The sequence below is a fragment of the Rhizobium sp. BT04 genome (genome assembly GCF_030053135.1).
Classification (GTDB): Bacteria; Pseudomonadota; Alphaproteobacteria; order Rhizobiales; family Rhizobiaceae; genus Rhizobium; species Rhizobium binxianense.
In genome coordinates this window covers 230143-253911 of record NZ_CP125652.1, presented here as the reverse complement: position 1 = coordinate 253911, position 23769 = coordinate 230143, and the positions used below count along the sequence as shown (strand labels likewise).

Sequence of the window (23769 nt, the reverse complement as noted above, 5' to 3'; positions counted from 1 at the left end):
GCTCAACTCCTCTCCCCGAGAACTCCAGAGCGCTCCGGAGTTTACTCCGCTGCCGTGCCGATGACACCACGCTTGATCTGATCGGCCTCGATCGACTCGAACAGAGCACGGAAGTTGCCTTCGCCGAAACCCTCGTCGCCCTTGCGCTGGATGAATTCGAAGAAGATCGGACCGATGACGGTTTTGGAGAAAATCTGCAGCAGAATTTTCGTCATGCCGCCATTCACCACGCCTTCGCCGTCGATGAGGATGCCGTGTTTCTTCATGCGGTCGATCGGTTCGCTATGGCCGTTCACCCGTTCATAGGACATGTCGTAATAGGTTTCCGGCGGCCCCGGCATGAAGCGCAGGCCATTGTCGGCCAGCCGGTCGGTGGCGTCGTAGATGTCCTCCGTTCCAACGGCGATGTGCTGGATGCCCTCGCCCCGATACTTCTTCAGATATTCCTCGATCTGGCTGGTATCGTCCTTCGATTCATTCAGCGGAATGCGGATCTTGCCGCAGGGTGAGGTGATGGCGCGGCTGACCAGGCCGGTGATGCGGCCATCAATATCGAAGAAGTGGATCTGCTTGAAATTGAACAGGTTGCGGTAAAAATCCCACCACTTGTCCATGTTGCCGCGGAAGACATTGTGGGTGAGATGGTCGAGGTAATAGAAACCGATCCCCTGAGGATGCGGGTTGCGCTCGCCGAGCCAATCGAACTCGGCATCGTAAGCCGATCCCTTCGCGCCATAGGTCTCGACGAAATAAAGCAGCGAACCGCCGATGCCGACAATCGCCGGCACGTCGAGCATCTTGTCGTCGCCATCATAGGGAATGGCACCTTTCGAAACCGCGTGATCGAAGGCGTGCCGGGCGTCGACGACGCGCCACGCCATCGACGGGGCGCAGGGGCCATGTTCTGCGACGAAACGCGCCGCATGGCTGCCGGATTCGGCGTTGAGGACATAGTTGATATCGCCCTGGCGCCAGACGGTGATGTCTTTCGTCTTGTGCCTGGCGACCGCGACGTAGCCCATGCGTGTGAAGAGCTCGCGGAGCTTCTCCGGCTCGGGATGGGCGAATTCGACGAATTCAAAACCGTCGGTGCCGGCCGGGTTGTCGGCGGTGATTTCCGAAGGCGGCGCATCATGCGGAAAAGGGCCCATTTTCTCCTCCTGGGGATTGAACCTTGATTGATGCAAAGTGTGGCCCAAAACGCGTGCAAAGTTCTTGCATTCTTCATGCTACAGGAAGATATTATGCACGGTTCGTGAGTATTTTTGAGATTTTGCGCAATGGATGAACAGCTCGATAAATTGGATTTGCGCCTGCTCCAGGAACTTCAAAAAGATGGGCGGTTGACGAACAATGAGCTGGGCGAGCGGATCGCGCTTTCACCGTCGCAATGCTCGCGCCGGCGGACGAGATTGGAGGCCGAGGGATATATTCGCAGCTACCGCGCCTATCTCGATCAGCAGAAGCTGGGCCTCGATATGCTGGTGGTCATTTCGGTGACGCTTGCCACCCACAACCGGGACAATGCCCGCCGGTTTTCGCAGCTGATCAACGGACTGCCGGAAGTTCTCGAAGCCTATGCGCTCACCGGTGAAATGGATTATCACCTGAAGGTGGCGACCCGTGGGCTCGCCGATCTCTCGAAATTCGTCAACGACGTTCTGTTGCCGCACGAGTCGGTGCAGCATGTGAAGACGTCGATCGTGCTCGACACGCTGAAGACATTCGAAGGCTTTCCGGTGCATATGCCGGGCAGCTGGCATGGCGACAGCACGCGGTGATCCCGCCGCCTCGTTTGGCGGCAAGCGTCAGAGCGGCAGTTCGGTCGAGAATTTCAGCTCGCGCAGCACGAAGCTCGAGACAACAGTGCGCACATGCGGATTGCGCATGAGGTAGCGGGTCATGAAGACTTCGTAGCTTTCCACGTCCCTCACCCTGATTTTCAGCATGTAATCGAAGGCGCCCGACAGGGCGTAACACTCCATGATCTCCGGCTGAGCCAGCACAACGGACGCGAAAGACGCGACCGCCTCTTCATGGTGATCCTCCAGCGTCACATGGGCGATCACGCAGAGCTTGAGATCGAGTTTTCCCGGATCGAGCAGCGTTACCCGCTTGCGGATAACGCCGTCGGCTTCCAGTTCCTGGATCTTGCGCCAGGCCGAACTCTGCGACATGCCGGCCTTTTCCGCCAGATCCGCCAGCGACAGACTGCCGTCGGCCTGGACGAGCTTCAGAAGGGTGCGGCGGAAGTTCCCAGGTTCTTTCATTTTTGACGTCACTTTCGGGAAGACTTGCCAACAGTATGGCGATAGCCAGCACGAAAGAAAAGAAAATCCTCCAAACCTGGATCATGATGGCAGGAATAGCGCCGTGCCTGGGAGGATCAGCAAATGACCAAGGAAAGCAGCTACACCGCCAAACTGCCCGGACCGGACGGTCTCTACGACTACACCCCTGATGAAGACGCGATCTGGGGCGAACTCTACCGGCGTCAGATGATGATCCTGGCCGATACGGCCTGCCGCGAATATCTCGACGGCGTCGACATGCTGGGGCTCAGGCCGGACAAGGTACCTCAGCTGATCGATGTGAACAGACGCCTGAACGAGACCACCGGCTTCGGCGTCGAAGGCGTGCCGGCGCTCATTCCGCCCTCGCGCTTTTATGAACTTCTGTCGCAAGGCAAATTCCCGCTCGCCACCTTCCTGCGCCGCCGCGAGCATATCGACTATATCGAAGAGCCGGATCTGTTCCACGAGGTCTTCGGTCACTGCCCCATGCTCACCAACCAGAGCTATGCCAATTTCGTCAGGCATTTCGGCGAAACCGCCGTCCGCCTCGGCAAGGGCTATTCCTGGCACCTGTTCCGGATATTCTGGTTCACCGTCGAATTCGGCCTGATCAACACACCGCAAGGCCGCCGCTGCTTCGGCGCCGGCATCGTCTCGTCACCCAGTGAGGCCAAGGCGGCGATGGAGGGCAAGGTGTGCGAGTTCCGGCCGTTCGATCTGCTGAGCGTGCTGAGAACCCCCTATCGCATCGATATCCTCCAGCCGATCTATTACGTCATCGACAGCTTCGCCGATCTCGAAGCGATCGTGGAACAGGATATCGAAGGCACGATCCTCAAGGCGAAATCGCTCGGTGATTTCGCCCCCGCTTTCGAGGCCAAAGCGTCGTGAACTGCTGATGATAAAGCGGCCACGCCGAACCCTCACTTCGGCGTGGCCGCACTTCGGTTGACGAAGTCCACCAGGACGCCGGGCTTGACCATGCCGGCCAGTTCTTCGGCATCCCAGTTCGTCAGCCGCACGCAACCGTGCGATCCAACCTTGTCGATGAACTTCGGCTCCGGTGTCCCATGGATTCCATAAGTCGGTTCGGTCAGGTCGATCCAGACCGTGCCGACCGGGCCGTTCGGCCCTTTCGGGATCGTCAGAACCTTGTTGTTCTTTCCCTGCTTGAAATTGCGCTTCGGGTCATACCGGTAGACCGGCATTCGCGCGACGCCCTTGACCTTGTGTTTTCCCGACGGCGCCGGATTGTCTTCGCTTCCGATCGTCGCGGGATAGACCGCAAGCAGCGATCCGTTGTCGGCATAGGCGAGCACCTGTCCCATCTGCTTGTCGGCCTCGATCCTCTTGACCTTTCCCTCCCTCGGAACGCCGGGGTTCACCACCCACACCGTATCGCCAGGAGCAAACTGCGAAGCCGGGTTGAGCGCGTTCACAAGATCGATACCCATGTGGAAGCGCTCCGATAGTTTTTCGGCAACGCTGGTATATCCCAAGCTCTGCATCTTTGCCTTCTCGCCATAATCTTCAGGGATCCTGTCGACGAGACCCTTGGCGTCCTCTGCCGAAACGACATAGCTCTCGACGATCGGGGCATTGCCTTCCAGGCGGGAGACGACTTCCGGATCCACCCTGCCATCAACAGGAAGCTTGTTCATGGCCTCGAAACCGGCCACCGCCTTATTGACGTTCTCGCCGGAGAGGCCATCGATCACGCCGGGAGACGCGCCGGCGCGGTCGAGCAGGACCTGAAGGCGGACGATCGCGGGGTCTGGATCTGTGGATGAAGGCATCTCCGCCCCAAGAGCGGCAATCGAAGCACCATTGATGGCTTCGGATCGGAGCTCCCGCGCGGCGGCACCGCCAACGGAGATGGCCAGAGCGAGCAGCGACATCGGCAGTGGTGTTTTCATGGACAACAAATGGCCAGCCGCGCAACTTGTTCCACTGAGCAAGAGTGCCGCGGTCACGACGTCTTGGCGCGCCTCCTGGCTTCGCGCGATCTTGCCGTCCGACGGGCGGGTCTGAGTTCCTCGATCGTCGGCAGCCACCACTCGGCGTCCTCAGCCGGAGGGCATCTTCGCAGGCCAAGTGCGGACGAGTTCTTCAAGCGTCGGCACCCGCCAATGTCCCCAGACGTGATCTTCGGTCACGCCCGGATAGAAGTCGGCAACGACGTCCGGATCGACCAGTTCGCCGGATATTTCAGTAAGGACCACAATTCCATAGGCGACGGCCACCGGCCGGCCGATCGGCGGCAAATCGTCGCTTGGAAGCGGGTAACGATGGCGCTTTCGTTCCGCAGAGCGGAGCCGGCTGCGGATCTCCTGCTCGGTCCCTTTCCGCTCCTCGGCCCGCCGCCGTCTCTCCTCCGGCTCGTTTCTGCGGGCAGCCGCTTCGATTTCAGGCCATCGACGTCTGAGGTCCTCATAGGATCGGAAGGGAACGTGCCAAATCCTGAGATCGCCGTCCCAGCGTGAGAATGGCACTTGGCGCAGTTCGTCGACGACGGTTTTTGAATAGGGCGTGCGGATGCGAAAGCCTGCCTTACCGAGTTCAAGGTATGGACTATCGATCGGATCGAAGGTGAAGGCGTCGCGTCCCTTCGCATCCGCATGGGCGTCGGCCTCGGCCTCCAGCTCGGCAAGCCATCGCCCGATGCGGCGAGACGCCGTCCGCCCGGGAACGAACCAGGCCTTGCGAGCGTCGTTCCAGCGGGCACGGGGAAAGCGCTTGCGGAACTGTTCGACGGTCATCCTGTCGTAAGGGAAGGCAATGTCGGCGCCGGACTTCGGGTCATCTTCGGCGGGCGCCTCGTCATGGTCAGCGCGGGATTTCGTTTCGGTCATGGAAAGAGAACGCTCTCGCGACGGGAACGGTTTCCGCTGAGGCAGTCGGTGCACGGATCAGACGACGCCGAGGCCGCAGCCCCGATAAGATCGCGGGCGATCTCTCCTCAGTGGATAGTCTTCGGCAACTTTTCCGCATGCGAGATGTCCTGGAGCGTCGCCATAAGCTTTTCGAATTCGGTCAGGACACGATTGAATTCAACGTCCTGCATGTTGGCGATTTCCGAAATCGTCGAGGAAACGGATGCGATAAGCCTGTCGATCCAAACGCAACGGTCGGCCGGCACATTGCCGAGAGCCTCCTGTCGATGCGTCTTCAGCTCGCGGAGGATGCGAATGATCAGGGCTCCGCGCTCGGTCCGGCTCAAGAACCGGAGCCTTGTCTGCGCCCGTTGAATTTCCGTTATCAGCGTCGTCGCCATCCCTGCTCTCCGACCCAACGAAACCGAATATCACAACCGCAGCGTTTGTAATACGGACTTTGGTCTGACTGCAACTCAGCGCGTTGGCAAACACCGGCTACGATCAATTATTCGTGGCGATGATAACCGGTGCTTCGCAGGTGCGCCGCGGCCCGTCCCGTGGCTGATAGCTATTGTCTTCCGGTCGATACGACCGGTAACGAGCAGCGCACCAGGTCGCCGCCTGTGCATTCACTTTCACGCCGACGCTCCCATCGGCCTCGGCGACAGTCTGCTGATACGGCGAAGAGCAGGTGCGGATCTCGCCGCTAAAGGATCGATAGCTGTTGGCCGCAGGATCGAAGGAGCGATAGCGCTGCGCGCACCAGGCAAGATGCTCGGTCGAAAATTTCGGCTGCGGTGTCTGACGTGCGGTTGACGGGCCGGTATATGCCGGCTTCGCCCCGGCCGTCATGCTTGCCGTCGTGATGGCCGGCGCCTCGGTGACATAGCTGGAATAGAGAGGCGCAATTCGCTCATAACCCTGCCGCTGATGGTCGACTTTCACCGGATTCGTCGTCCAGAGATCGGGCTCTGCAAGATCGTGGAAGGCATGAGATTTGGGATCCGCCACGACGTGGGAGGCAACCGATGCGGCGGCGATACAGGCCCCGACCGAGCTGACAATGCCGAAGGCGACGGATGCGAGCGCGTTCATTTTCCCGCCCCCTGCTGTTGAGCCTGCGGAACCCAGACGCGGCCGGCAGCGTGGCTATCCCGGCCGCCGGTCACAACGAGCATGGCGAGAATGCCGGCGATGGCCAGCAGGATGGCGATCAGAGGCATCGCCAGACCAGCGGATTTCTCTTCTGAATAGATCATGTTTCCTCTCCTCGCCCTCGGTGGCGGAGGCCGCCGAGGGCGCCGGCTGTCATGCCGAAATGATGTAGACGATCGTGAAGGCGGAAGGATCGACGATGACGATCCGGCCGTCCGCGAGAATGAAGAAGCGATAGGCCTTGTACTGCGGTACGATCTTGATGATGCGCGGCGGCAGCGGCTCGAGCCGGATCTTCTTCGGGATGGTCGTGCCGACCGAGACCGTGAAGTCCGCTTCCCGAACCGGCTCGACATGAACTTCCTTCACGACGCTGCGGATTTCCGTCTGCTGCTCGACGGAGATGTTCACGTTGGTCGTGGTCTCGGTCTTCGTGGTGTTTTTCGTGTTGCTGTCGACCGATGTGTTGTTGGTTTCGACGTTGGTCTTGCTGTTCGACTGGGTTTCGGTCGAACCGCCGGAGGACTTGGCGGCGGCGCCGGATTTTTCAGTCTCGCCGGTCGATGTGCCGGTGTCCTGGCTGCCGCCAGGCTTCTGGCTTTCCGTCGAGGTTTGTCCCGGCTTGGATGTCTTCGAGCTGTCAGAGCCGGACGGCGTCTTGGCGCCTGGCTCGGGTGCCGTCTGCCCGGAAGATCCCTCCGTGGCGGTTCCGGAGGATGCGCCCGACGCGCTGTCGTCGGAACCCGAAGGCTGCTGCGTGCCCTGACCGGTCGAGGCTCCCGCGCCACCCGAGGCGGCACCGCTCGCATCCGGCTGCTGGGTCGTCGCACCGCCGCTGGACTGGCCGCTTTGGGCAGCACCTTTCTTGGGAAGGATCGGCGCATCCTGCGCCGAGGCGGAGATGATGCCGACCGGTGAAACGCCGATCGAGAGTGCTGTCATCAGGACGGTAAATGTCTTGGTTTTCATAATAATCTCTCTGCTTTGGCCGCACGACGACACTGCCGGCCGTCGTGCGGCGGTTATCAGACTCTGTACGATGATCTGGGGAAGAAAGACGCGGCAGGGCCGCGTGGAGGTCAGGTCACTTGATGACCTGGATCACCTTGCGTGACGACGGTTCGACGATGATACGTTGATCATTGACCACCGCATACGCATAAGTCGGATCATCGGGAATAGGCGTGACGACGACCGTCTCCGGAAGCGGCTGGCCGACGACAATCTTTTCCTTCACGACCACCCGGGTCGACGGTGCCGGAGCCTCGCGGACATAGGTGACGACCTTTTGCGGCGGCGGATCGATCGCGGTGCCGACGATTGCACCGGCAACGCCGCCGACGGCAGCTCCGACGGGACCGCCGACGATTGCCCCGGTGACCGCGCCACCGGCCGCACCGTTGACAGTCGATGACTGGGCGAATGCGGCGCCCGACATCAGAGTCGCGGCGGTTGCCGCAGCTACGATAAGTTTGGAGAGCATTGTTTTCCTCCTTCTGTTGGAGCGGCCTTGGTGACCGCTGCCAAACCAACTAGGTGGAGGCGCGGTCGTTCCACGCCCCGGACCTCAGTCCGATGGATCCCAGCCTTTGGTCCTAAACGCATTTCAATGTCCGTTGCCGCCGCTATTTCAGGATCGGAAGGCCGCGTCATCGCGGGGCACAGGCAGGAGGCTGAAGGTGATGGCAAGATCCAATCGCCGGGAAGCTGGCCGCAGGCGCCTGGCGATGCGTCTGCCGCTGATCATGGAAGCGCGGCCCCTGGCAGTTCGAGCTCTTCGAGGCCTATCAGATGGCCGTCGAGGCGCGCGACGCTGTTCAAAGGCGCAAGGTCCATGCGAACATTCTGCGGGAATATGACCAGACCTGTTTCGAAATCGAGCAGCACGTCATCCGTGCGATCAACCTTCTCACGCGAGCGAGCAGAAGGCCGGCGAGCCCTCATAGCTCGCCCACCAGCCTTCGCCGAAGAGATTACGCAGCTCGGCCGGCAACCACCAACGCGCTCATGCTGCCGCTGGGACAAGCTCCGTGCCGCGCTTCCAGTCGCTCGGCCACCGCGTCGACGATCTCGGACATGCGCTCCGGCGCCCGCCATTCGATCTCTCCGCGGAGCAGCGTTCCCTGGCAAAACGCGGCTGCGACGTCGTGCGCGCTGGCCGCGACCGATGTCAATTCGAGCCGATCGCAGGTCACCGCCTTAAATCCCGCCGAAGACATTTGCGCCTTGATCGGGCCGGGGTCGAAGTAGGAATATGGCAAGCGCCTCAGAAAATCCGGGGGATTCGACGGGAAGAGGTTCGCCAGACAGTCGTCCACACATCGTGCAAAGTCGTTGGCCTCGATTGAATCCCACGTCGAGAACAGAAAACGGCCTTTGCTGCGCAACACTCTTTCAGCCTCTCCATAGGCTTTCACCTTATCAGGAAAGAACATTGCGCCGAACTGGCAGATGACGAGATCGAACATCTCGGGCGCGAATGGGAGATTTTGTGCATCGGCGTGCATCCAATGAGTCCGCGACATCGTCACCGATGGCGCACCGACGTCGATCATCGCCTGGCTGAGATCGGTAGCAACGATCTCCGTCGGCGGATCAAGCGTCCCGCGCAGAGCACGCGTCAAGGCACCAGTCCCCGCGGCAACCTCAAGAACACTGCCAGGTTTCGATCGGTCGGCGAGAATCGCCATCTCCGCCGCATAGGGCTCGAAGAGGATCGGCACGAGAAGGGCCTGGTAAAGACCGGCGACACTTTCGTCAAATGGAGATCTGGCGTCAAATGGAGACCTGGCGAATGCGGCGTGAGCATTGTCTTCGATGTCGGCAGAAATTGTCACTCGCAAATCTCCAAAGAGCCGGGCCATTCAGTCCTGAAATATGACTGAATCCGCCGACGTCTACGGGGGTCGGACCTAGGTCCCAGACTCGTCGGACCGAAGTCCCGAGAGTGGAACGTGCACAGGACCGTGCCGTTTCAAGGGACGAAGGAGATCCTGATATGACCCAGAGCAACAGATCCCGAGTCAATGACGCCTGCAATGTGTCCGTCATCGCCCTTGTCGTCGTTCTTGCCGCCCTTCTGTACGTCGTCGGCGCAGCCATGTCGGGCGATACGCTCCAATTGACCAAAAGCATAAGAGGCGCTGAAATCTTCGATACGAGGGATGTACCCTGATGCTGTCTGGGATACTGTCTGGAAAAAATTCGAGGAAGCGATAGGTTACTCGGCAAGGCTCTTACCGGTATCAAAATGAATTGGCTTCGCCGCTGGAATGCCCGCTCACTCGCCTCCCAATTCTTCATCGCGGGTGGGCTCATATCAATCGCCGCCATGTTTCTGGTAGGCATTCTCGTTACCCACCTCATAGAGGAGGCGGTCATCCACAATTCCGGCGCTGCGACGGCGCTCTATGTGGACAGCGTGGTCGCGCCGCTGCTTCCCGACATGCAAAAGGCGTCATTGCTGGACGAAGGCAGCGCTCAGGCTCTGGACGAAACGCTCGGTCAGGGCGCGCTCGGCAGGCGTCTTGTTTCGTTCAAGTTGTGGCGAAGCGACGGCACCATCCTCTATTCGAATGAGAAGGAGCTGGTGGGCAGGACGTTTGCGGTCAACGACAAGCTCCGTAGCGCATTCGCGGGGTCGCTGGTCGCGCGCTACGAGATCGCCAGCGATCCGGAAAGCAGCGAGGAGCGTGCACTCGGCAAGCCGCTGATGGAAATATACAACCCGGTGCTCCAGCCATGGTCCGGACAGGCGGTCGCCGTCATCGAATTCTACGAGACGGCGGAAGGATTGAGCGACAGTCTGGCCCATGCCAGGCTGCGCAGCTGGGCCGCCGTCGCCGCTCTCACGGCAATCTTTTTCCTTATTCTCTCCGTCCTGGTGTTTCGGGTTAGCCGCACAATAGAAGCGCAACGCAGGGATCTCAAAGAGCGGGTCAACGAGCTGTCTGCGCTGCTTTCGGAAAACCGCGGGCTTCAGCGGCGGCTGCAGCGCGCCTCACAGCGAGCAGCGGCGCTGAACGAAACATATCTGCGCAGCATCGGCGCCGATCTGCACGACGGTCCGGCCCAGCACATCGCCTATGCCTCTCTGCGCCTGGACAGCGACCTCTTGATCAACGCGTCGACCCAACCCGAAACGCGCGAAAAGGAGCTTGCCTGGATACGCTCGAGCCTTGCCGAGGCGATGACCGAGATCCGCAATATCTGCAGCGGACTGGTGCTCCCGCAGATCGAGAAGTCCTCGATCACCGAGATCGTCACACGGGTGGTCGAAGCGCATCAGCACAAGACCGAAACCCGTGTCGAAACTGTTATCGACGATGATGGACCTGAACTCGCTCCTGCCGTAAAGATCTGCATTTACCGTTTCGTTCAGGAAGCCTTGAACAACGCCTATCGTCATGGTGGGGGTATTCAGCAGGCCGTAAGAGCCGTCTCGCACAATGGTCACGTTCATGTCGAGGTCAGCGACCGCGGCGATGGCTTCGACCTGAGCGAGGTGGGGCCGACAAGCCTCGGCTTGGTGGGGCTTCGCGAACGCATCGACAGCTTGGGAGGATCCTTCGACGTCAAGACAGGCGAAGGAGGGACGACGGTGACCATGACATTCGAGCCTATGGAAGTGGGAGATTAGAGATGACATCCATCACCATCGGCGTCGTTGACGACCACCCGCTTTTTCGCGAAGGCGTAACGCGCAGCCTGTCGGAAATCCCAGGCTTTGCCGTCGTTGGCGAAGGCGCCAGCAGCGACGATGCGGGAATGATCGCTTCGACCAGCCGACCGGACATCATGCTCCTCGATGTCTCGATGCCCGGCGGCGGCCTGTCGGCGATCGGCAACGTGTTGACGCGCAGCCCGACAACGAAAGTGCTGATGTTGACGGTGTCCGAGGAGGTGGACACGCTGCTGGCCGCTTTGCAACAGGGCGCGATGGGCTATGTTCTCAAAGGTGTCGGCTCGCGTGGTCTCGCCGAAGCCATCCAAACAGTGCTGAGCGGATCACGCTATATCTCGCCGACGATGTCGACGAAGGTCATGGAGAGTTCGCTGCAGGGCGGCGCGTCCGAAAAAAACAGTCTGACGCCCCGGGAACGCGAGGTGATGGATCTGGTCTCGCAAGGCTTGTCAAACAAGCATATCGGTTTGCGTCTCAACCTGCAGGAAAAAACCGTGAAGCACCATATGACCCAGATTTTAAGCAAGCTCGGCGTCTCGAACAGGACTGAAGCGGCTCTCCAATGGCGCGAACGGCGCTAAAAACTCTTTGATTTTATGACTGTCGTGTTCCCGGAACTGCGGCACCCTTCCGGGCGACAGGCAGTGGGGCAGAACATCGTCCGCACCACTGACTTTGCGGCTCATGTTTTAGCGAAGGTAGCGGCTTAACCGGCGGGCATCGTTTGCCGTCGCTTGCCGGCTTATGATCGTCCTGCCTTTTCCGTCCTTCATGACGTAGCGGCCACTGCGCAGGGTTTCGGTAATGCCGTTCGCGTGCCGGACGTCGATCGAGCCATCGGAAGCTTCGGTTGCTCTTGCCCCCGACCCTTGTGTCGACCCTGTGGAAGCGGAAGAGGATCCGGTGCTGCTGCTGGAGTTCCCATTTCCTGAACCGTTACTGCCGCCGCCGCCACCGTTGCCATTCCCGCCACCATTGCCGTTCCCGCCGCCGTTCCCCCCGCCGTTCCCGCCACCATTGCCGTTGCCACTCCCTCCCCCATTGCCGTTTCCGCCACCATTTCCATTCCCGTTATTGCCGTCCTTTGCCAACGCGCATCCTGCCGCCAGAACAGGAAGAGGGCCGTCGAGGTTCAATGTCACCGGTGATGCGGCAGCGAAGACGGCGACGGCCGCGCTGCCGCCCAGTCTCAGAAAATCGCGTTTCGAGAGAGTCATGCCGTAGCCTCGTCCGTCCGTTTTTCGCCGTTACCTATGCAATAGAGGCGCGTGAGAATTTTCGCTGTTTAGTAGGCAGAATGCAACGGGACCTAGGTACTAGCAAAGACAGGACTTTGGTCCGGTTACCGATTGCCGGGGTGGATGCGCCAGCAAAGCGCAAACGATGTCATCGCGAGCGCCGGATTGCACAGCGCCGCATGGAGCGATGACGCATTTTTCTGGAACTTCTTTCCTTGTCGCCGATTTGATTGTCCAAGAGCAACGAGAGGAAACCCCAATGGCAAACCCGAACGAATCCCCCGCAGTTCAGTCCATGCGGAAAGAGCAGGCAGAGCAGCGGAAGCAGGGGCGAAGAAGCGATCTCACTCAAGCAATCGAGGATACCTTTCCCGCCTCTGACCCGGTGTCGGCCACCCACACCTCAATTCCTGCCGGCCGCAGCGACGTCGAGGCGGCTGAGCGGGTGAAGCGGGAGCCCGACCCAACCAAGCTGGACGAAGAGTTTCCGTTCGTCGATCGAGCCCTGCGCTCGACCGGCGAAACCACCGGCTCCTCCGAAGGATTCGATGGCGATCGCAAGGACATGCGCGCACTTCAGAAGGACGCTGGCCGGATCGCGGAGTCGGCTTCGGAACTGGCTTCCGGAACAGCCCGCCTGGCAAAGGCGGAAGCGCGCAGCTTCGTCCACGAGATCGAGGATCGCATACGCCGGCAGCCGCTGACATCAGTCGCGATCGTCGCCGGCATCGCCTTCGTCCTCGGTGCGACGCGTTGAGGAGCCAGCCTCGACGTCCGGGATTGCAGTGAAAATCGCGACCTACAACGTCAATGGGATCAATGGGCGGTTGGCCATACTGTTGCGCTGGCTGAAGGAGGACGCTCCCGATGTGGCCTGCCTCCAGGAACTGAAGACCGACGATGCCGGGTTTCCGCGAAAGGAGATCGAACGGGCCGGCTACGGCGCCGTCTGGCACGGACAGAGATCCTGGAACGGGGTCGCCATCCTGGCGAGGGGCAAGACTCCGATCCTGACACGACGCGGTCTTCCCGGCGATCCTGATGACACCCATCGCCGGTATATCGAAGCCGTCATCGACGGTATCGTCATCGGATGCCTATATCTGCCGAACGGCAATCCGTTCCCGAGTGTCAAGTTCGACTACAAGCTTAGCTGGTTCCGGCGGCTGCACGGCTACGCCGCCGAACTCCTCGAACTCGAGGTGCCTGCGATCCTGGCCGGTGACTTCAACGTCATGCCGACGGAGATCGACGTCTACAAACCGGAGCGCTGGCTGGACGATGCGCTCTTCAGGCCGGAGGTCCGCACGGCCTATACTTATCTCGTCGCCCAGGGCTGGACCGACGCCGTCAGACATCTGCATCCGGAAGAGCGCGTCTACACTTTCTGGAAATACTGGCGGAACAGCTTCGAACGTGATGCGGGGCTGCGGATCGACCACGTCCTGCTCAGTCCGGCCGTCGCGCCATGGCTTCGATCGGCAACCGTTCGAAGAAAGCCGCGAGGCTGGGAGCACACGAGCGACCATGCCCCCGTCATGATCGAACTCGACGTTCCCGAAGCTCAGACCAATCTATGAGCCGCGGTGCTCGGGCGCGGTCCGCAGAGGAGCGGGGGAACCCGGCCATATCGCCGGGAGTTTTCTTGTAAAGGGAGCTGACCGCAATGAACGAGAGCAAAAACTACCTGAACACCGACGAAATCCAGGCCGACGACCAGTTGTCGCCCAAGCCGGTCGAAGGAAAGGACCCGCCAAGGCGGGTGCAGAGAAGCGAGGAAGCCATCGCCGAAGGGTCCGACGATACCGAGCGCGTCCGGGTTCCGCCCCCGGTTCCGAACCCCGATTGATCGGCAGACCTGCACCCCGCGCGTGGCCGCCTCAGTCGTCGGCGAGATCATAGATGCGGCCCGTCAGCCAAGCCGGCCAATCCCGCTCGAAGAAGGACCTGGCGCTTTCATCGAACGTGCGGTTTGCCCGCGTCGACAGCCTGATCTCATCACCTTCGAGGCGAACGACGATTTGCTTGTCCCGATCTGCTTCGCGTTCTCTCCGGAAACGATATTCCTCCAACGGACCTGCACTCGCCAACGGCAGGGATTCACCCACCGCATCGCATATTGCGCGGGCCCCACGGCTGCCGCCGCCATTCCGAATGAAGAAGTCGAGCGCGCTGAGCACGGCTTCCGAGGCGAGCGCCATGTGCCGCCATTGCACGCCTCGGACCGCCTCGGCTGCACGACCGTAGGCGACCCCGCGAGCGCGAATGTCAGCATTGAGCTGCCGCGCCTCGATCAAGGCTTGGGCGACGCTCTGCTGATCGCAGAGGATGCCGGCCTTCTCGCTCATTCGTGCCTGCACCTCCGAGCGGATCGATTTGACGGTGAGTGGGCTCGCGGTGCGAAGGGCGGCAAGGACGTCAATAATGCCTGCCTCTGCCGTACCGGTTATATCCTCTGTGGCCGTCCGCTTGGCCCTGCCGCTCGCGCTGATGTGCTCGGCCGCGCGGGTGCCGAAGACCTGCCCGGCGTTCAGCGCCGCTCCACCCGGTCTCGTCACTCCGTGAGTGCCCGCTGCCTCCCCGACCGCGTAACAGCCGCCGAGATTGCTGCGACCCCAGGTGTCGACCATGATGCCGCCGTTCATGTGCTGGTTGTTGACCGCAAATTCCAGCGGCTCTTCGGCAATATCGATCTTATAGCGGCGGTAGAGCTCGATCGCGAGCGGGTTCATATGCCTCAATCGATCGATCGGCCTATTCTGGCCGGCGCCGGCCTTGCCGAGATAAAGGCCGACGTCTTCGTCCAGTCTTTCCAGGCTGAACGGCAGGTCGCCCGGCACGGGTGGCGGATTGCGATTGAAATCCATAAAGACGCGCCGCCCGGCGGCGGTTTCGCTCGATATGGCGAGATCCACCAGGCTTGAGCCGAATTCGAGCATGCGCGTCGCATGAAAGGGCCATTGATAGCCTTTACGGAAGACGTTCGATGCCAGCTCCTGAGTGCTGCGGTAATATTCTCCCAGGAAGTGATGCTCCACGCCTTTGCTATCGAGCGAGTAGATATGCGGGATTGCCTGGACATAGGTGCCGGACAGGTTCCATGGGAAGCCTTCCCGGCGCGTTCCGATGCCGAACTGGCTTTCGGTGAGGTTCACCAGCTCGACGCCGGCTTCCAGCGCCAATCCAAGACAGCCGAAGCAGCCGTTGGGATAAACGCTGTCGCGATAGAGTTCGCCCGGCCCGCCGGCCGCGAGGACGATCACGTCGCTGATGAACAGCGCGATACCCAGCGGATTCTGCTCCGTACGGTCGCCGGCGCGCATGACAAGTATGCCAACAACATGACGGCCAACCCCCTCACCCACAGTGAGGATCTTGACCGCCGTGGTCTGGTTGTAGAACGGCACGCCCAGCCGGATCGCCTCCTCGGCCAGCACCTTGACCATCAGGCGCGAGGTGCGCGGGCCGCAGCTGGTGGCGCGGCCGACCTCATCGTGATCGGTCTGGTATCTCAGCGTCCCACCAAGCGGATCCTGAGGCAGCGGCAGGCCTAAAAACTGCAGCGACGCCATCATCCGGGACGAGCCGACGGCCTCGACGTAAGCCGTGTCCTCGTCCATGGCGCCGCCGCTGCGGATGGCGCGGGCCATCGCCTTGTAATTGTCACCCTGATCGGCGGTGTTTGCCGTGTGCAGGGTCTGCTTGTCGGATCCCGAACAGGCCGAAGTTCCACCCCAGGCGCTTTGGCTGACGATGACGACGTCATCGCCGCGCCGCTTCAATTCCACCGCCGCCCGCAGACCGGCAGCACCGGATCCGACGACGACGCAACCGGCTCGATAGATCGGCACCTCGATGCCGGCGCGCCGGACAGTTTCTGACGGGGCAGCCTCGGGCGGCAGCCGCGGCATGTCGACGTCGGTCAGTGCGTCAAGAATTTCCTGCCGAACGTCTATGGTCATTGGCGTTCAGCCAGCGGGATGTCGACCCAGCGCCTCTCGCGGGAAGACTGCATGCATGCGTCGACGATCTGGCAGATGTGGTGGCCGGTCTCGAATGTCGGCCACATCGGCCTGTGGGCAACGATCGAACGGATCACCTCGGCCGCTTCGATGATCTTGCTTTCATTGTAGCCCAAGCCGAAATTCGGCAGAGGAAGGAAAGCCCGGAAGGTCGGGTTTTCGGGCCCCACGTCGATCTCCCGGAAGCCGCGCCGTCCCGTCCGGTCGTCGTTGGAATAGAAGCGCAGCCGGTTTATCTCGTCATAGCTATAGGCGATGCTGCCTTTCGTTCCGTAGATCTCGTAGGTCTGCATGAACTTGCGGCCGGTCGCGACACGGCTGAAATCGACGATCCCGCCGGCGCCGTTTTCGAACCGGCAAAGCAGGTTCGTGGCGTCAGGATTGGTAATGTCTGCCCAGGACTCATTGCCTGTCAGTTTCACCTGCTCGCCATAGGCAAGGCCCCCGACGACGGGCCGGCGCGGCGTGACGATGAGGTTGTCGGCGATCAACGAGCTGACGCGGCCGACCAGGAAATCCATGAAACTGAAGATGTGCGAGCCGGTGTCACCGACGATCCCGGTCGGCGCCAGCTCTCCATCGGCCCGCCACATGAAGGGGGCGTAGGGATCGCCATACATGTCGACATGCTGGCAGCCGCGGAACAGTTTGATGTCGCCGATTTCGTCGGATTGAATGATGTCTTTCGCCAGATCATGGACGGGGTTTCGGGGAAAGGCGTGTCCGACACGGGTAATCACACCCTTTTCCCTGGCGATGTCGGCCAGTTCCCACGCTTCGGCAGCGGTGTTTGCCAATGGCTTCTCGCAGTAGACATGTTTGCCGGCCAGCAGCGCGGCCTTGGCCACCTCGTAGTGAAGATGATCAGGCAGGCAGATATCGATTAGATCGACATCAGGATCAGCGACCGCCAGTTTCCAATCCTGAAGAATCCTTGCGCCCGGCGCCCTGTGGGCGAGATCCTCGGCTGCCGTCGAGGGGCCTTCGACGAGAGCGACGATCCGTGCCGTTCCGTCCGACACTCCGAAGAAATGCGGAAAGGCCTGATAGGCCATCGTGTGGACCTTTCCCATCCAGCCCGAGGCGCCAAGCACTGCAACTCTGACTTCAGACATTGTCGTCTCTCCTCTCGACAGGACTTACCGGATTTCGGCGCGGGCCCGAGGCCTCGCATCGTTGCGTTCATAGGCGAAGATGGTGGGGGCAAGTGCCGGCAGGCCGCGAATGAGGTCCGATCCCTTTTCGCCGACCATGATTGTCGGAGCGTTGGTGTTGCAGGACGGCACGCGCGGCATGACGGATGAATCGCAGACCCTCAGGCCTTCCAGGCCATGGACCTTGAGATCAAGCCCGACAACCGCGTCCGGTCCCCTCCCCATCTTGCAGGTGCCGACCGGATGATGGTCGGTCTTGGCGTTGGCGCAGCCATAATCGAAAAGCTGCTCGTCGGTCATGACCTTCGGTCCGGGAAGCCGTTCGGCCATGACATAGGGCTTCAGCGCCGCCTGCTGCATGATCTCGCGTGCGAGCTTGAGCCCCTCCAGCGACATCGTCCTGTCATGGGGATCGGACCAGTAGTTGGGGTCGATCAAGGGAGCGGCAGCCGGGTCGGGGGATGACAGACGCACCGTCCCACGCGAGCGCGGATGCAGATAGGCGGAGTTGAGCGTCACGCCCGCGTTTTTCAGGCGCTCGACGCCTGCTTCGATGCCCGATCCCAGGCCAAGGTGGAACTGGATATCGGGAGAACGGGCTTCAGGATCGGCGTACCAGAAGCCGCCGGTCTCGAAGAGCGACGAGGCGACCGGACCGGTGCGGAACAGGACATATTGAAGCCCGGCCCAAAGTGTGCGGTGGAGCTTCGCGACACCGTCATAGGTGTGATCGCCGGTGCATTCGGAAATGACGAATAGATCCAGGTGATCCTGCAGGTTGCCGCCGACACCCGGCAGATCGTGCAGCACCTTGACGCCCACCGAGCGCAGATGGTCGGCCGGTCCGATGCCGGACTGCAGAAGCAGCTTCGGCGATCCGATCGCGCCCGATGAGACCAGCACTTCGCGATCGGCGCGGACGATCTCCTGGCCGCGCGAGGTCACGATCTCGACGCCTGTCGCACGGCCTCCTTCCACGATGATGCGCGCGACGCGAGCGCCCGTCCGGACCGTCAGGTTCTTTCGGTCCTTGATCGGCGAGAGATAGGCGAGCGAAGCCGACGACCGGCGGCGGTTGCGCTGCGTCAGCTGGTAAAACCCTACGCCCGCCTGCTGACGGCCGTTGAAATCGTGATTATAGGGAATGCCGAGCTCCTGCCCTGCGCGGATATAGGCGTCGCAGATCGGCAGCGCCGCTGCCGGCATCGAGACCCCCAGCGGGCCGCCATAGGCGTGGTAGTCGTCGGCAAAGCGCTGGTTGTCCTCGGCGCGTTTGAAATAAGGAAGGATCGAACGGTAGTCCCAGCCCTCGCAACCGTCTTCTCGCGCCCAGAGGTCATAATCCGCGCCGTTTCCGCGGGTATAGAGCTGCGCGTTGATCGACGAGCCGCCGCCGATGACCTTTGCCTGCGTATAACGAAGCACCCGGCCTTTCATGTGCTTCTGGGGAACGGTTTCCCATCCCCAGCTGGCGACACCTTTGGTCATCTTGGCGAAGCCGGCCGGCATATGAAAAAGCGGATTCCAATCACCGCCACCCGCCTCGAGCAGGAGCACGTTGACATCGGGATCTTCGCTCAGCCGGCTTGCCAGAACGCATCCTGCCGGACCGGCGCCGGTGATGATGTAATCGAATCCCATTTTACTGTCCTGTTGCATCCGGCCTGGCAACCGCCAGCGCCTGTGTCATGTCTGCAAAGTCCTTCGACGCAATGTGATCTGCCACTCGCAGCGCCTGGGCGGCGACGGTGAGCGCAGGATTGACCGCAGCCGAGGTGGGGAGGAAACCGGCGTCGACGACGAAGAGGTTTTCGTGATCATAGGAACGGCAGTACGGGTCCAACGGCGCTGTCGCGGGATCGTTGCCGATGCGGACCGTTCCGCATTGATGGGAAGGCGTGCGCTTGTCGAAGGGCCGCGACAGCACGATCGGAAATCCGATCGATTTCAGGATGAGCTTCAGCTTGGCGACAAGGGCCAGATGCGCATCCCAGTTGGTTCGCTGCCATTGGAGAATAATCCGGTCTCCATCGACCGTGACGCGGCTTTCGGGATTAGGCACGTCCTCGCTCATCGCATAGAAGTCGATGGAATGGCTCGTGATGAAGCGCAGGAACCATTCCGGAGCCTGCGGCAGAGAGCCCTTGAGAACTTTTTCGGAGATGCGGCCGAGGAGCTGCACATTGCCGAGCGGCGGTCCTCCCTCCCCGTCCGAGAGATAGAAATCGTTGAAGGCAAATGTCTTCTGATATACTGCGGTGTTCCTGAACTTTGGCGAGACGCCGATGACGGCGGAGGCATTGTGGTTCATGAAGTTGCGGCCCACCTGATCGGAGGAATTCGCCAGGCCCCTTGGGAAGCGGTCGTTTTTCGAGCGCAGCAAAAGCACCGATGACTGGACGGCGCCTGCCGAAAGGATGACGATCTTCGGTGACACCGTCAGCGTCTGACCGTTCCTGACATAGGTGACCCGGTCGATCCGGTTCCCCGCCCCCGTGTCGAGCCTTATCACGCGCGCATTGGTTTCGAGCCGCACGTTCTCGTGCTTCAGCGCCACCGCAAGGGCCGCGGTCTCGGCATCCATCTTGCCGTCGCGTGCGTTCGGATGGGCATCCCATGGTGTCTGCGCCTTGGAGAGCCAAGCGTCGAGGTCCAGGCCGAGCGGTAGGGAAAACGGATGCAGGCCTTTCTGTTTGAGGCGCGCCCTGATATCGGCGATCGGCTCCTCGTCGGGCACGGGCGGGTACGCGTAGCCAGCCGAGTGGTACGGTTCGGTGGGATCTTCGCCCAGGCTGCCGCGAACCTGATACAACAGTTCCGCCTTTGAGTACCACGGCTCCAGCGCCTCATAGGGGAACGGCCAGGCCGGCGACACACCCTCGCGGTGCTTGATGACGTCGAAATCCTCCCTGCGATAACGCGACAGCACGGCGCCGTAGAATTTCGAATTGCCGCCGACATTGTAATAGTTGCCCGGATTGAAGCCTCTGCCGTCTGCCTCGTACCAGGTTTCCTTCGGTCGGAAATGTCCCCGCTGGAAGATGGCGCGCTGGTCCCGATTGACGGGAAGATCGGCGATATGATCGCCAGCTTCGAGGATCAATATCCGCGCGCCTAATACAGCCAGGCCGGCCGCGACGGTGGAGCCGCCGACGCCTGAACCGATGATGACGATGTCTGGTGAATTGCTCATATCAGCACCTGGCCGTCACACGATCCTGGCTTGCGTTTCCGGATCGAAGAAGACGGCCTTGTCGAGATTGAAGGCGAGGCGGGTGTTTTGTCCTGGAGCGATGCCGGTATCGGCGCGCAGGCGGGCGATGACGGATTTGCCGCCGAGCTTGGTGACGGCGAAGGTGTCGGAGCCGGCCGGTTCGACCACCTCGATCAGGCAGTCGCCCTCGCTCAGCATGCGCGCCTTGCGGTCGGCGCCATCGGGATCGGTCAGCGCCTCCGGCCGGATGCCGAAGATCACCTGCCTGCCGGTATAGCCGCTCAGGCCATTATTGCCCGAGATGACCGGGAGCCTCAGCGGGGCGGCATTCGGCCGCTCCAGCGAGACCTCAAGCCCGCCGGCGCCGGTCTCGACGGTGGCGGTGAGCAGGTTCATCGCCGGCGAGCCCATGAAGTCGGCGACGAAGATATTGGCGGGGCTGTTATAGATCTCGGCCGGCGTGCCGAACTGCTGCAGCACGCCGTCCTTCAGCACGGCGATCTTGGTCGCCAGCGTCATCGCCTCGATCTGGTCATGGGTGACATAGACGAAGGTGGTGCCCATGCGCTGGTGCAGCCGCTTGATCTCGGTGCGCATGTCGACGCGCAGCTTGGCATCGAGATTGGAGAGCGGCTCGTCGAACAGGAAGACCTGCGGATTGCGCACCAAGGCTCTCCCCATGGCGACACGCTGGCGCTGGCCGCCCGACAGCTGGCTCGGCTTGCGGTCGAGCAGATGGCCGATCTGCAGCATGTCGGAGACCTGTTTGATCGCCTTTTCCCGTTCCTCCTTGGGAACGCCGCGGATCTCCATGCCGAAAGCGATGTTTCCCGCCACCGTCATGTTCGGATAGAGCGCATAGGACTGGAACACCATGGCGATGTCGCGCTTGGAGGGATGCAGACCGCTGATGTCGCGCCCGTCGATCCTGATATCGCCAGAGGTGATCGTCTCCAGCCCGGCAATGGTGTTGAGCAGGGTCGACTTGCCGCAGCCGGACGGGCCGACCAGCACGAGAAAGCCGCCCTTGTCGAGTTCGAGGTCGATCCCCTTGAGAATGTCGACGGCGCCGAAGCGTTTTTTAAGACCGGAGATTTCGAGGAAGGCCATGGATTACCCTTTGACAGCGCCCGCCATCAGGCCACGCACGAAGTAGCGGCCGGCGAGGATATAGACGATGAGCGTCGGCACGGCGGCGATCATCGCCGCCGCCATGTTGACATTGTATTCGACCACCCCGGTCGAGGTGTTGACGACATTGTTCAGCGCCACCGTCATCGGCATGGAGTCACCGGTGCCGGCGTAAGCCGAGGCAAACAGGAAGTCGTTCCAGATATTGGTGAACTGGTAGATCACGGTGACGACGATGATCGGCAGCGAGTTCGGCAGCATGATGCGGCGGAAGATCTGGAAGAAGCTGGCGCCATCGACCTGGGCGGCCCGCACCAGTTCGGTCGGGAAGGCCTCGTAGAAATTGCGGAAGAACAGGGTGGTGAAGCCCAAGCCATAGACGACATGGACGAAGACCAGATTGACCGTCGGATTGCCGAAGCCGAAGTTCCAGCCGGTGGCATTCTGCAGCGTCATGCCGAAGCGGCCGAGGCTGCCGAGGATCGTCGCCATCGGCAGCAGCACCGACTGGAACGGGATGAAGCAGGCAAACAGCATCAGCCCGAACACCAGCGTGTGGCCGGGAAAGCGCCATTTGGTCAGGACATAGCCGTTCAGCGCCCCCATGATGGTGGAGATCGCGACAGCCGGCACCACCATCTTGATCGAGTTCCAGAAGTAACCCTTGATGCCGGCGCAGGTGAGCCCCACACAGGTCTCGCCCCAGGCCTTGATCCAGGGATCGAAGGTCGGCGATTGCGGCAGCGCCAGCATGTTGCCGTTCTGGATCTCGTCCATGGTCTTGAACGAGGTCGTCAGCATGACGAAGAGCGGCATCAGGTAGAGGATCGCGAAGATCACCAGCAGGCCGTAGATGACGATGCGGCCGATCCAGCGGGCATTGTTGTTGCTGTCGTTCCTGTCGTCGCTGGCCTGCGAAAGCGTTGCTGCCGAGGTTACTGTTGAAGAGGTCAGACTGCTCATCGCGCCTTCTCCTTCAGTTCGGAATAGAGATAGGGCACGATGATCGCCGAGATGGTCATCAGCATGATGATGGCGCTGGCCGAGCCGACGGCCATCTCGTTGCGCTTGAAGGTGTATTCATACATGAAGTTCGACGGCAGCCAGGCCGAGCCGCCGGGGCCGCCCGAGGTCAGCGCCACCACCAGGTCGTAGGACTTGATCGCCATATGGGCGAGCACGATGAAGGCGGAGAGAAAGATCGGCCGCAGCAGCGGAATGACGATGCGGCGGTAGAGCTGGAAGGGCGAGGCGCCGTCGATCTGGGCGGCCTTCATGATCTCGCCGTCGATGCCGCGCAGGCCCGCCAGGAACATCGCCATGACGAAGCCCGACGCCTGCCAGACGCCGGCGATGACGACGGTGTAGATGACGAAGTCCTTGTTCTTGATCCAGTCGAAGTGGAAGCTCGTCCAGCCGAAGTGGTGCAGCGTCTGTTCCAGCCCGAGGCCGGGATCGAGGAACCATTTCCAGGCAACGCCTGTCACAATGAAGGAGAGCGCCATCGGATAGAGGAAGATCGGTCTGAGCAGACCCTCGCCGCGGATCTTCTGGTCGAGCAGGATGGCCAGGAACAGACCGAGCGCCAGGCAGATGCCGATATAGAGAAAGCCGAAGATCGCCATATTGGTGATCGAGGTGTACCAGGAGGACGGCGGATCGCTCTCGAAGGTCCAGCGCCACAGCCGCTGATAGGCGCGCGCTCCCGTCAGCGCATAAGACGGAAAGGTCTTGGAATTGGTGAAGGACAGATAGGCCGTCCAGACGATGAAGCCGTAGACGAAGATGATGGTGATGACGAAGCTCGGCGCCAGCACGATCTTCGGCAGCGCATCCTGCAGTCGGCCCCGCAGCGAGATCCCCGTCGATTGCCGCGGCGTCAGAACCGGATCGGTGGTCGCAACTGTGCTCATGGAATGTCATCTCCCCTACATTCTCGGCCCCACATGATCGGCGCGGCGCCTGAAGCTTCCCCGCGACGATGCGGGGAAGCGTTTGTCA

At 61.2% G+C, this 23769-nt stretch carries 25 protein-coding genes and 2 pseudogenes; 9 read left to right on the top strand and 18 right to left on the bottom strand.

Annotation, left to right across the window (positions count from 1 at the left end):
- Positions 1–41: 41 nt before the first annotated feature.
- Positions 42–1151: a 4-hydroxyphenylpyruvate dioxygenase gene (gene hppD / locus QMO82_RS09700; RefSeq protein ID WP_183607644.1), complete on the bottom strand. Its 1110-nt coding sequence runs from the start codon at positions 1149–1151 to the stop codon at positions 42–44.
- A gap of 129 nt (positions 1152–1280) precedes the next feature.
- Here hppD and QMO82_RS09695 point away from each other — a divergent pair, with 129 nt between their 5' ends.
- Positions 1281–1781, top strand: coding sequence for an Lrp/AsnC family transcriptional regulator (locus tag QMO82_RS09695; protein WP_097622179.1), 501 nt, complete (start codon positions 1281–1283; stop codon positions 1779–1781).
- Positions 1782–1808: 27 nt separating this feature from the next.
- On the opposite strand, the gene QMO82_RS09690 is transcribed toward QMO82_RS09695, so the two are convergent.
- Positions 1809–2270, bottom strand: coding sequence for an Lrp/AsnC family transcriptional regulator (locus QMO82_RS09690; RefSeq protein WP_097622178.1), 462 nt, complete (start codon positions 2268–2270; stop codon positions 1809–1811).
- A 123-nt stretch (positions 2271–2393) separates the two neighbouring features.
- Between QMO82_RS09690 and QMO82_RS09685 the strand changes: the two genes are divergently transcribed.
- Positions 2394–3185 carry a phenylalanine 4-monooxygenase gene (locus QMO82_RS09685; RefSeq protein ID WP_183607645.1) on the top strand — a complete coding sequence of 264 codons (792 nt, stop codon included), beginning with the start codon at positions 2394–2396 and terminating at the stop codon, positions 3183–3185.
- Positions 3186–3217: 32 nt separating this feature from the next.
- On the opposite strand, the gene QMO82_RS09680 is transcribed toward QMO82_RS09685, so the two are convergent.
- From QMO82_RS09680 to QMO82_RS09650, 7 genes and pseudogenes are all read right to left on the bottom strand, one after another.
- Positions 3218–4219, bottom strand: a complete 1002-nt coding sequence (locus tag QMO82_RS09680; protein WP_183607646.1) for a L,D-transpeptidase — start codon at positions 4217–4219, stop codon at positions 3218–3220.
- A gap of 44 nt (positions 4220–4263) precedes the next feature.
- A pseudogene (locus tag QMO82_RS09675) lies at positions 4264–5146 on the bottom strand (hypothetical protein).
- Positions 5147–5253: 107 nt separating this feature from the next.
- Positions 5254–5568, bottom strand: coding sequence for a hypothetical protein (locus QMO82_RS09670; RefSeq protein WP_183607647.1), 315 nt, complete (start codon positions 5566–5568; stop codon positions 5254–5256).
- A 103-nt stretch (positions 5569–5671) separates the two neighbouring features.
- Positions 5672–6265 (bottom strand): BA14K family protein, encoded by a 594-nt coding sequence (locus tag QMO82_RS09665; protein ID WP_183607648.1) that lies wholly within the window; start codon positions 6263–6265, stop codon positions 5672–5674.
- A complete protein-coding gene (locus QMO82_RS09660) occupies positions 6262–6429 on the bottom strand; it encodes a hypothetical protein (protein ID WP_183607649.1) in 168 nt (55 codons plus the stop codon). The genes QMO82_RS09665 and QMO82_RS09660 overlap by 4 nt, the downstream gene beginning before the upstream one ends.
- A 49-nt stretch (positions 6430–6478) precedes the next feature.
- Positions 6479–7294 (bottom strand): DUF1236 domain-containing protein, encoded by an 816-nt coding sequence (locus QMO82_RS09655; protein ID WP_183607650.1) that lies wholly within the window; start codon positions 7292–7294, stop codon positions 6479–6481.
- A gap of 115 nt (positions 7295–7409) precedes the next feature.
- Positions 7410–7808, bottom strand: coding sequence for a DUF1236 domain-containing protein (locus QMO82_RS09650; RefSeq protein ID WP_183607651.1), 399 nt, complete (start codon positions 7806–7808; stop codon positions 7410–7412).
- Positions 7809–8007: 199 nt separating this feature from the next.
- On the opposite strand from QMO82_RS09650, the pseudogene QMO82_RS09645 reads away from it, so the two are divergent.
- Positions 8008–8227, top strand: a pseudogene (locus QMO82_RS09645) (hypothetical protein); the annotation flags it as partial.
- Between the two features lie 71 nt (positions 8228–8298).
- Here QMO82_RS09645 and QMO82_RS09640 read toward each other — a convergent pair.
- Positions 8299–9162 carry a class I SAM-dependent methyltransferase gene (locus QMO82_RS09640; RefSeq protein ID WP_277546029.1) on the bottom strand — a complete coding sequence of 288 codons (864 nt, stop codon included), beginning with the start codon at positions 9160–9162 and terminating at the stop codon, positions 8299–8301.
- Between the two features lie 161 nt (positions 9163–9323).
- Between QMO82_RS09640 and QMO82_RS09635 the strand changes: the two genes are divergently transcribed.
- From QMO82_RS09635 to QMO82_RS09625, 3 genes are all read left to right on the top strand, one after another.
- The gene (locus tag QMO82_RS09635; protein ID WP_183607653.1) at positions 9324–9500 is read left to right on the top strand and encodes a hypothetical protein; all 177 of its coding nucleotides are present in this window, start codon (positions 9324–9326) and stop codon (positions 9498–9500) included.
- Positions 9501–9575: 75 nt separating this feature from the next.
- On the top strand, positions 9576–10964 hold the full coding sequence (locus QMO82_RS09630; protein ID WP_183607654.1) for a sensor histidine kinase: 1389 nt from the start codon (positions 9576–9578) through the stop codon (positions 10962–10964).
- Between the two features lie 2 nt (positions 10965–10966).
- Positions 10967–11590 (top strand): response regulator transcription factor, encoded by a 624-nt coding sequence (locus tag QMO82_RS09625; RefSeq protein WP_183607655.1) that lies wholly within the window; start codon positions 10967–10969, stop codon positions 11588–11590.
- Between the two features lie 108 nt (positions 11591–11698).
- Here QMO82_RS09625 and QMO82_RS09620 read toward each other — a convergent pair whose 3' ends face one another.
- The gene (locus QMO82_RS09620; RefSeq protein WP_183607656.1) at positions 11699–12226 is read right to left on the bottom strand and encodes a hypothetical protein; all 528 of its coding nucleotides are present in this window, start codon (positions 12224–12226) and stop codon (positions 11699–11701) included.
- A gap of 280 nt (positions 12227–12506) precedes the next feature.
- Between QMO82_RS09620 and QMO82_RS09615 the strand changes: the two genes are divergently transcribed.
- The 3 genes from QMO82_RS09615 to QMO82_RS09605 all read left to right on the top strand — a co-directional run bounded on the left by QMO82_RS09615 (position 12507) and on the right by QMO82_RS09605 (position 14096).
- Complete coding sequence (locus QMO82_RS09615; RefSeq protein WP_183607657.1) at positions 12507–13004, top strand: hypothetical protein; 498 nt, start codon at positions 12507–12509, stop codon at positions 13002–13004.
- Between the two features lie 28 nt (positions 13005–13032).
- Positions 13033–13827 (top strand): exodeoxyribonuclease III, encoded by a 795-nt coding sequence (gene xth, locus QMO82_RS09610; protein WP_183607658.1) that lies wholly within the window; start codon positions 13033–13035, stop codon positions 13825–13827.
- A gap of 86 nt (positions 13828–13913) precedes the next feature.
- Positions 13914–14096: a hypothetical protein gene (locus QMO82_RS09605; RefSeq protein ID WP_183607659.1), complete on the top strand. Its 183-nt coding sequence runs from the start codon at positions 13914–13916 to the stop codon at positions 14094–14096.
- Between the two features lie 31 nt (positions 14097–14127).
- Here QMO82_RS09605 and QMO82_RS09600 read toward each other — a convergent pair whose 3' ends face one another.
- From QMO82_RS09600 to QMO82_RS09570, 7 genes are read right to left on the bottom strand one after another with little or no spacing between them, the layout of a single operon-like run.
- Positions 14128–16209, bottom strand: a complete 2082-nt coding sequence (locus QMO82_RS09600) for an FAD-binding protein (protein WP_183607660.1) — start codon at positions 16207–16209, stop codon at positions 14128–14130.
- Positions 16206–17384 (bottom strand): Gfo/Idh/MocA family protein, encoded by a 1179-nt coding sequence (locus tag QMO82_RS09595; RefSeq protein WP_183607661.1) that lies wholly within the window; start codon positions 17382–17384, stop codon positions 16206–16208. Before QMO82_RS09595 ends, QMO82_RS09600 begins: the two co-directional genes overlap by 4 nt.
- Before the next feature lie 24 nt (positions 17385–17408).
- Positions 17409–19064, bottom strand: a complete 1656-nt coding sequence (locus QMO82_RS09590; protein ID WP_183607662.1) for a GMC family oxidoreductase — start codon at positions 19062–19064, stop codon at positions 17409–17411.
- A 1-nt stretch (position 19065) separates the two neighbouring features.
- On the bottom strand, positions 19066–20616 hold the full coding sequence (locus QMO82_RS09585) for an FAD-dependent oxidoreductase (protein ID WP_183607663.1): 1551 nt from the start codon (positions 20614–20616) through the stop codon (positions 19066–19068).
- A 15-nt stretch (positions 20617–20631) separates the two neighbouring features.
- On the bottom strand, positions 20632–21747 hold the full coding sequence (locus QMO82_RS09580; protein ID WP_275038229.1) for an ABC transporter ATP-binding protein: 1116 nt from the start codon (positions 21745–21747) through the stop codon (positions 20632–20634).
- A 3-nt stretch (positions 21748–21750) separates the two neighbouring features.
- Complete coding sequence (locus QMO82_RS09575) at positions 21751–22731, bottom strand: carbohydrate ABC transporter permease (protein ID WP_183610639.1); 981 nt, start codon at positions 22729–22731, stop codon at positions 21751–21753.
- Entirely contained in the window at positions 22728–23681 is a 954-nt protein-coding gene (locus tag QMO82_RS09570) for a carbohydrate ABC transporter permease (protein WP_105005730.1), read from the bottom strand. The genes QMO82_RS09575 and QMO82_RS09570 overlap by 4 nt, the downstream gene beginning before the upstream one ends.
- Positions 23682–23769 lie beyond the last annotated feature (88 nt).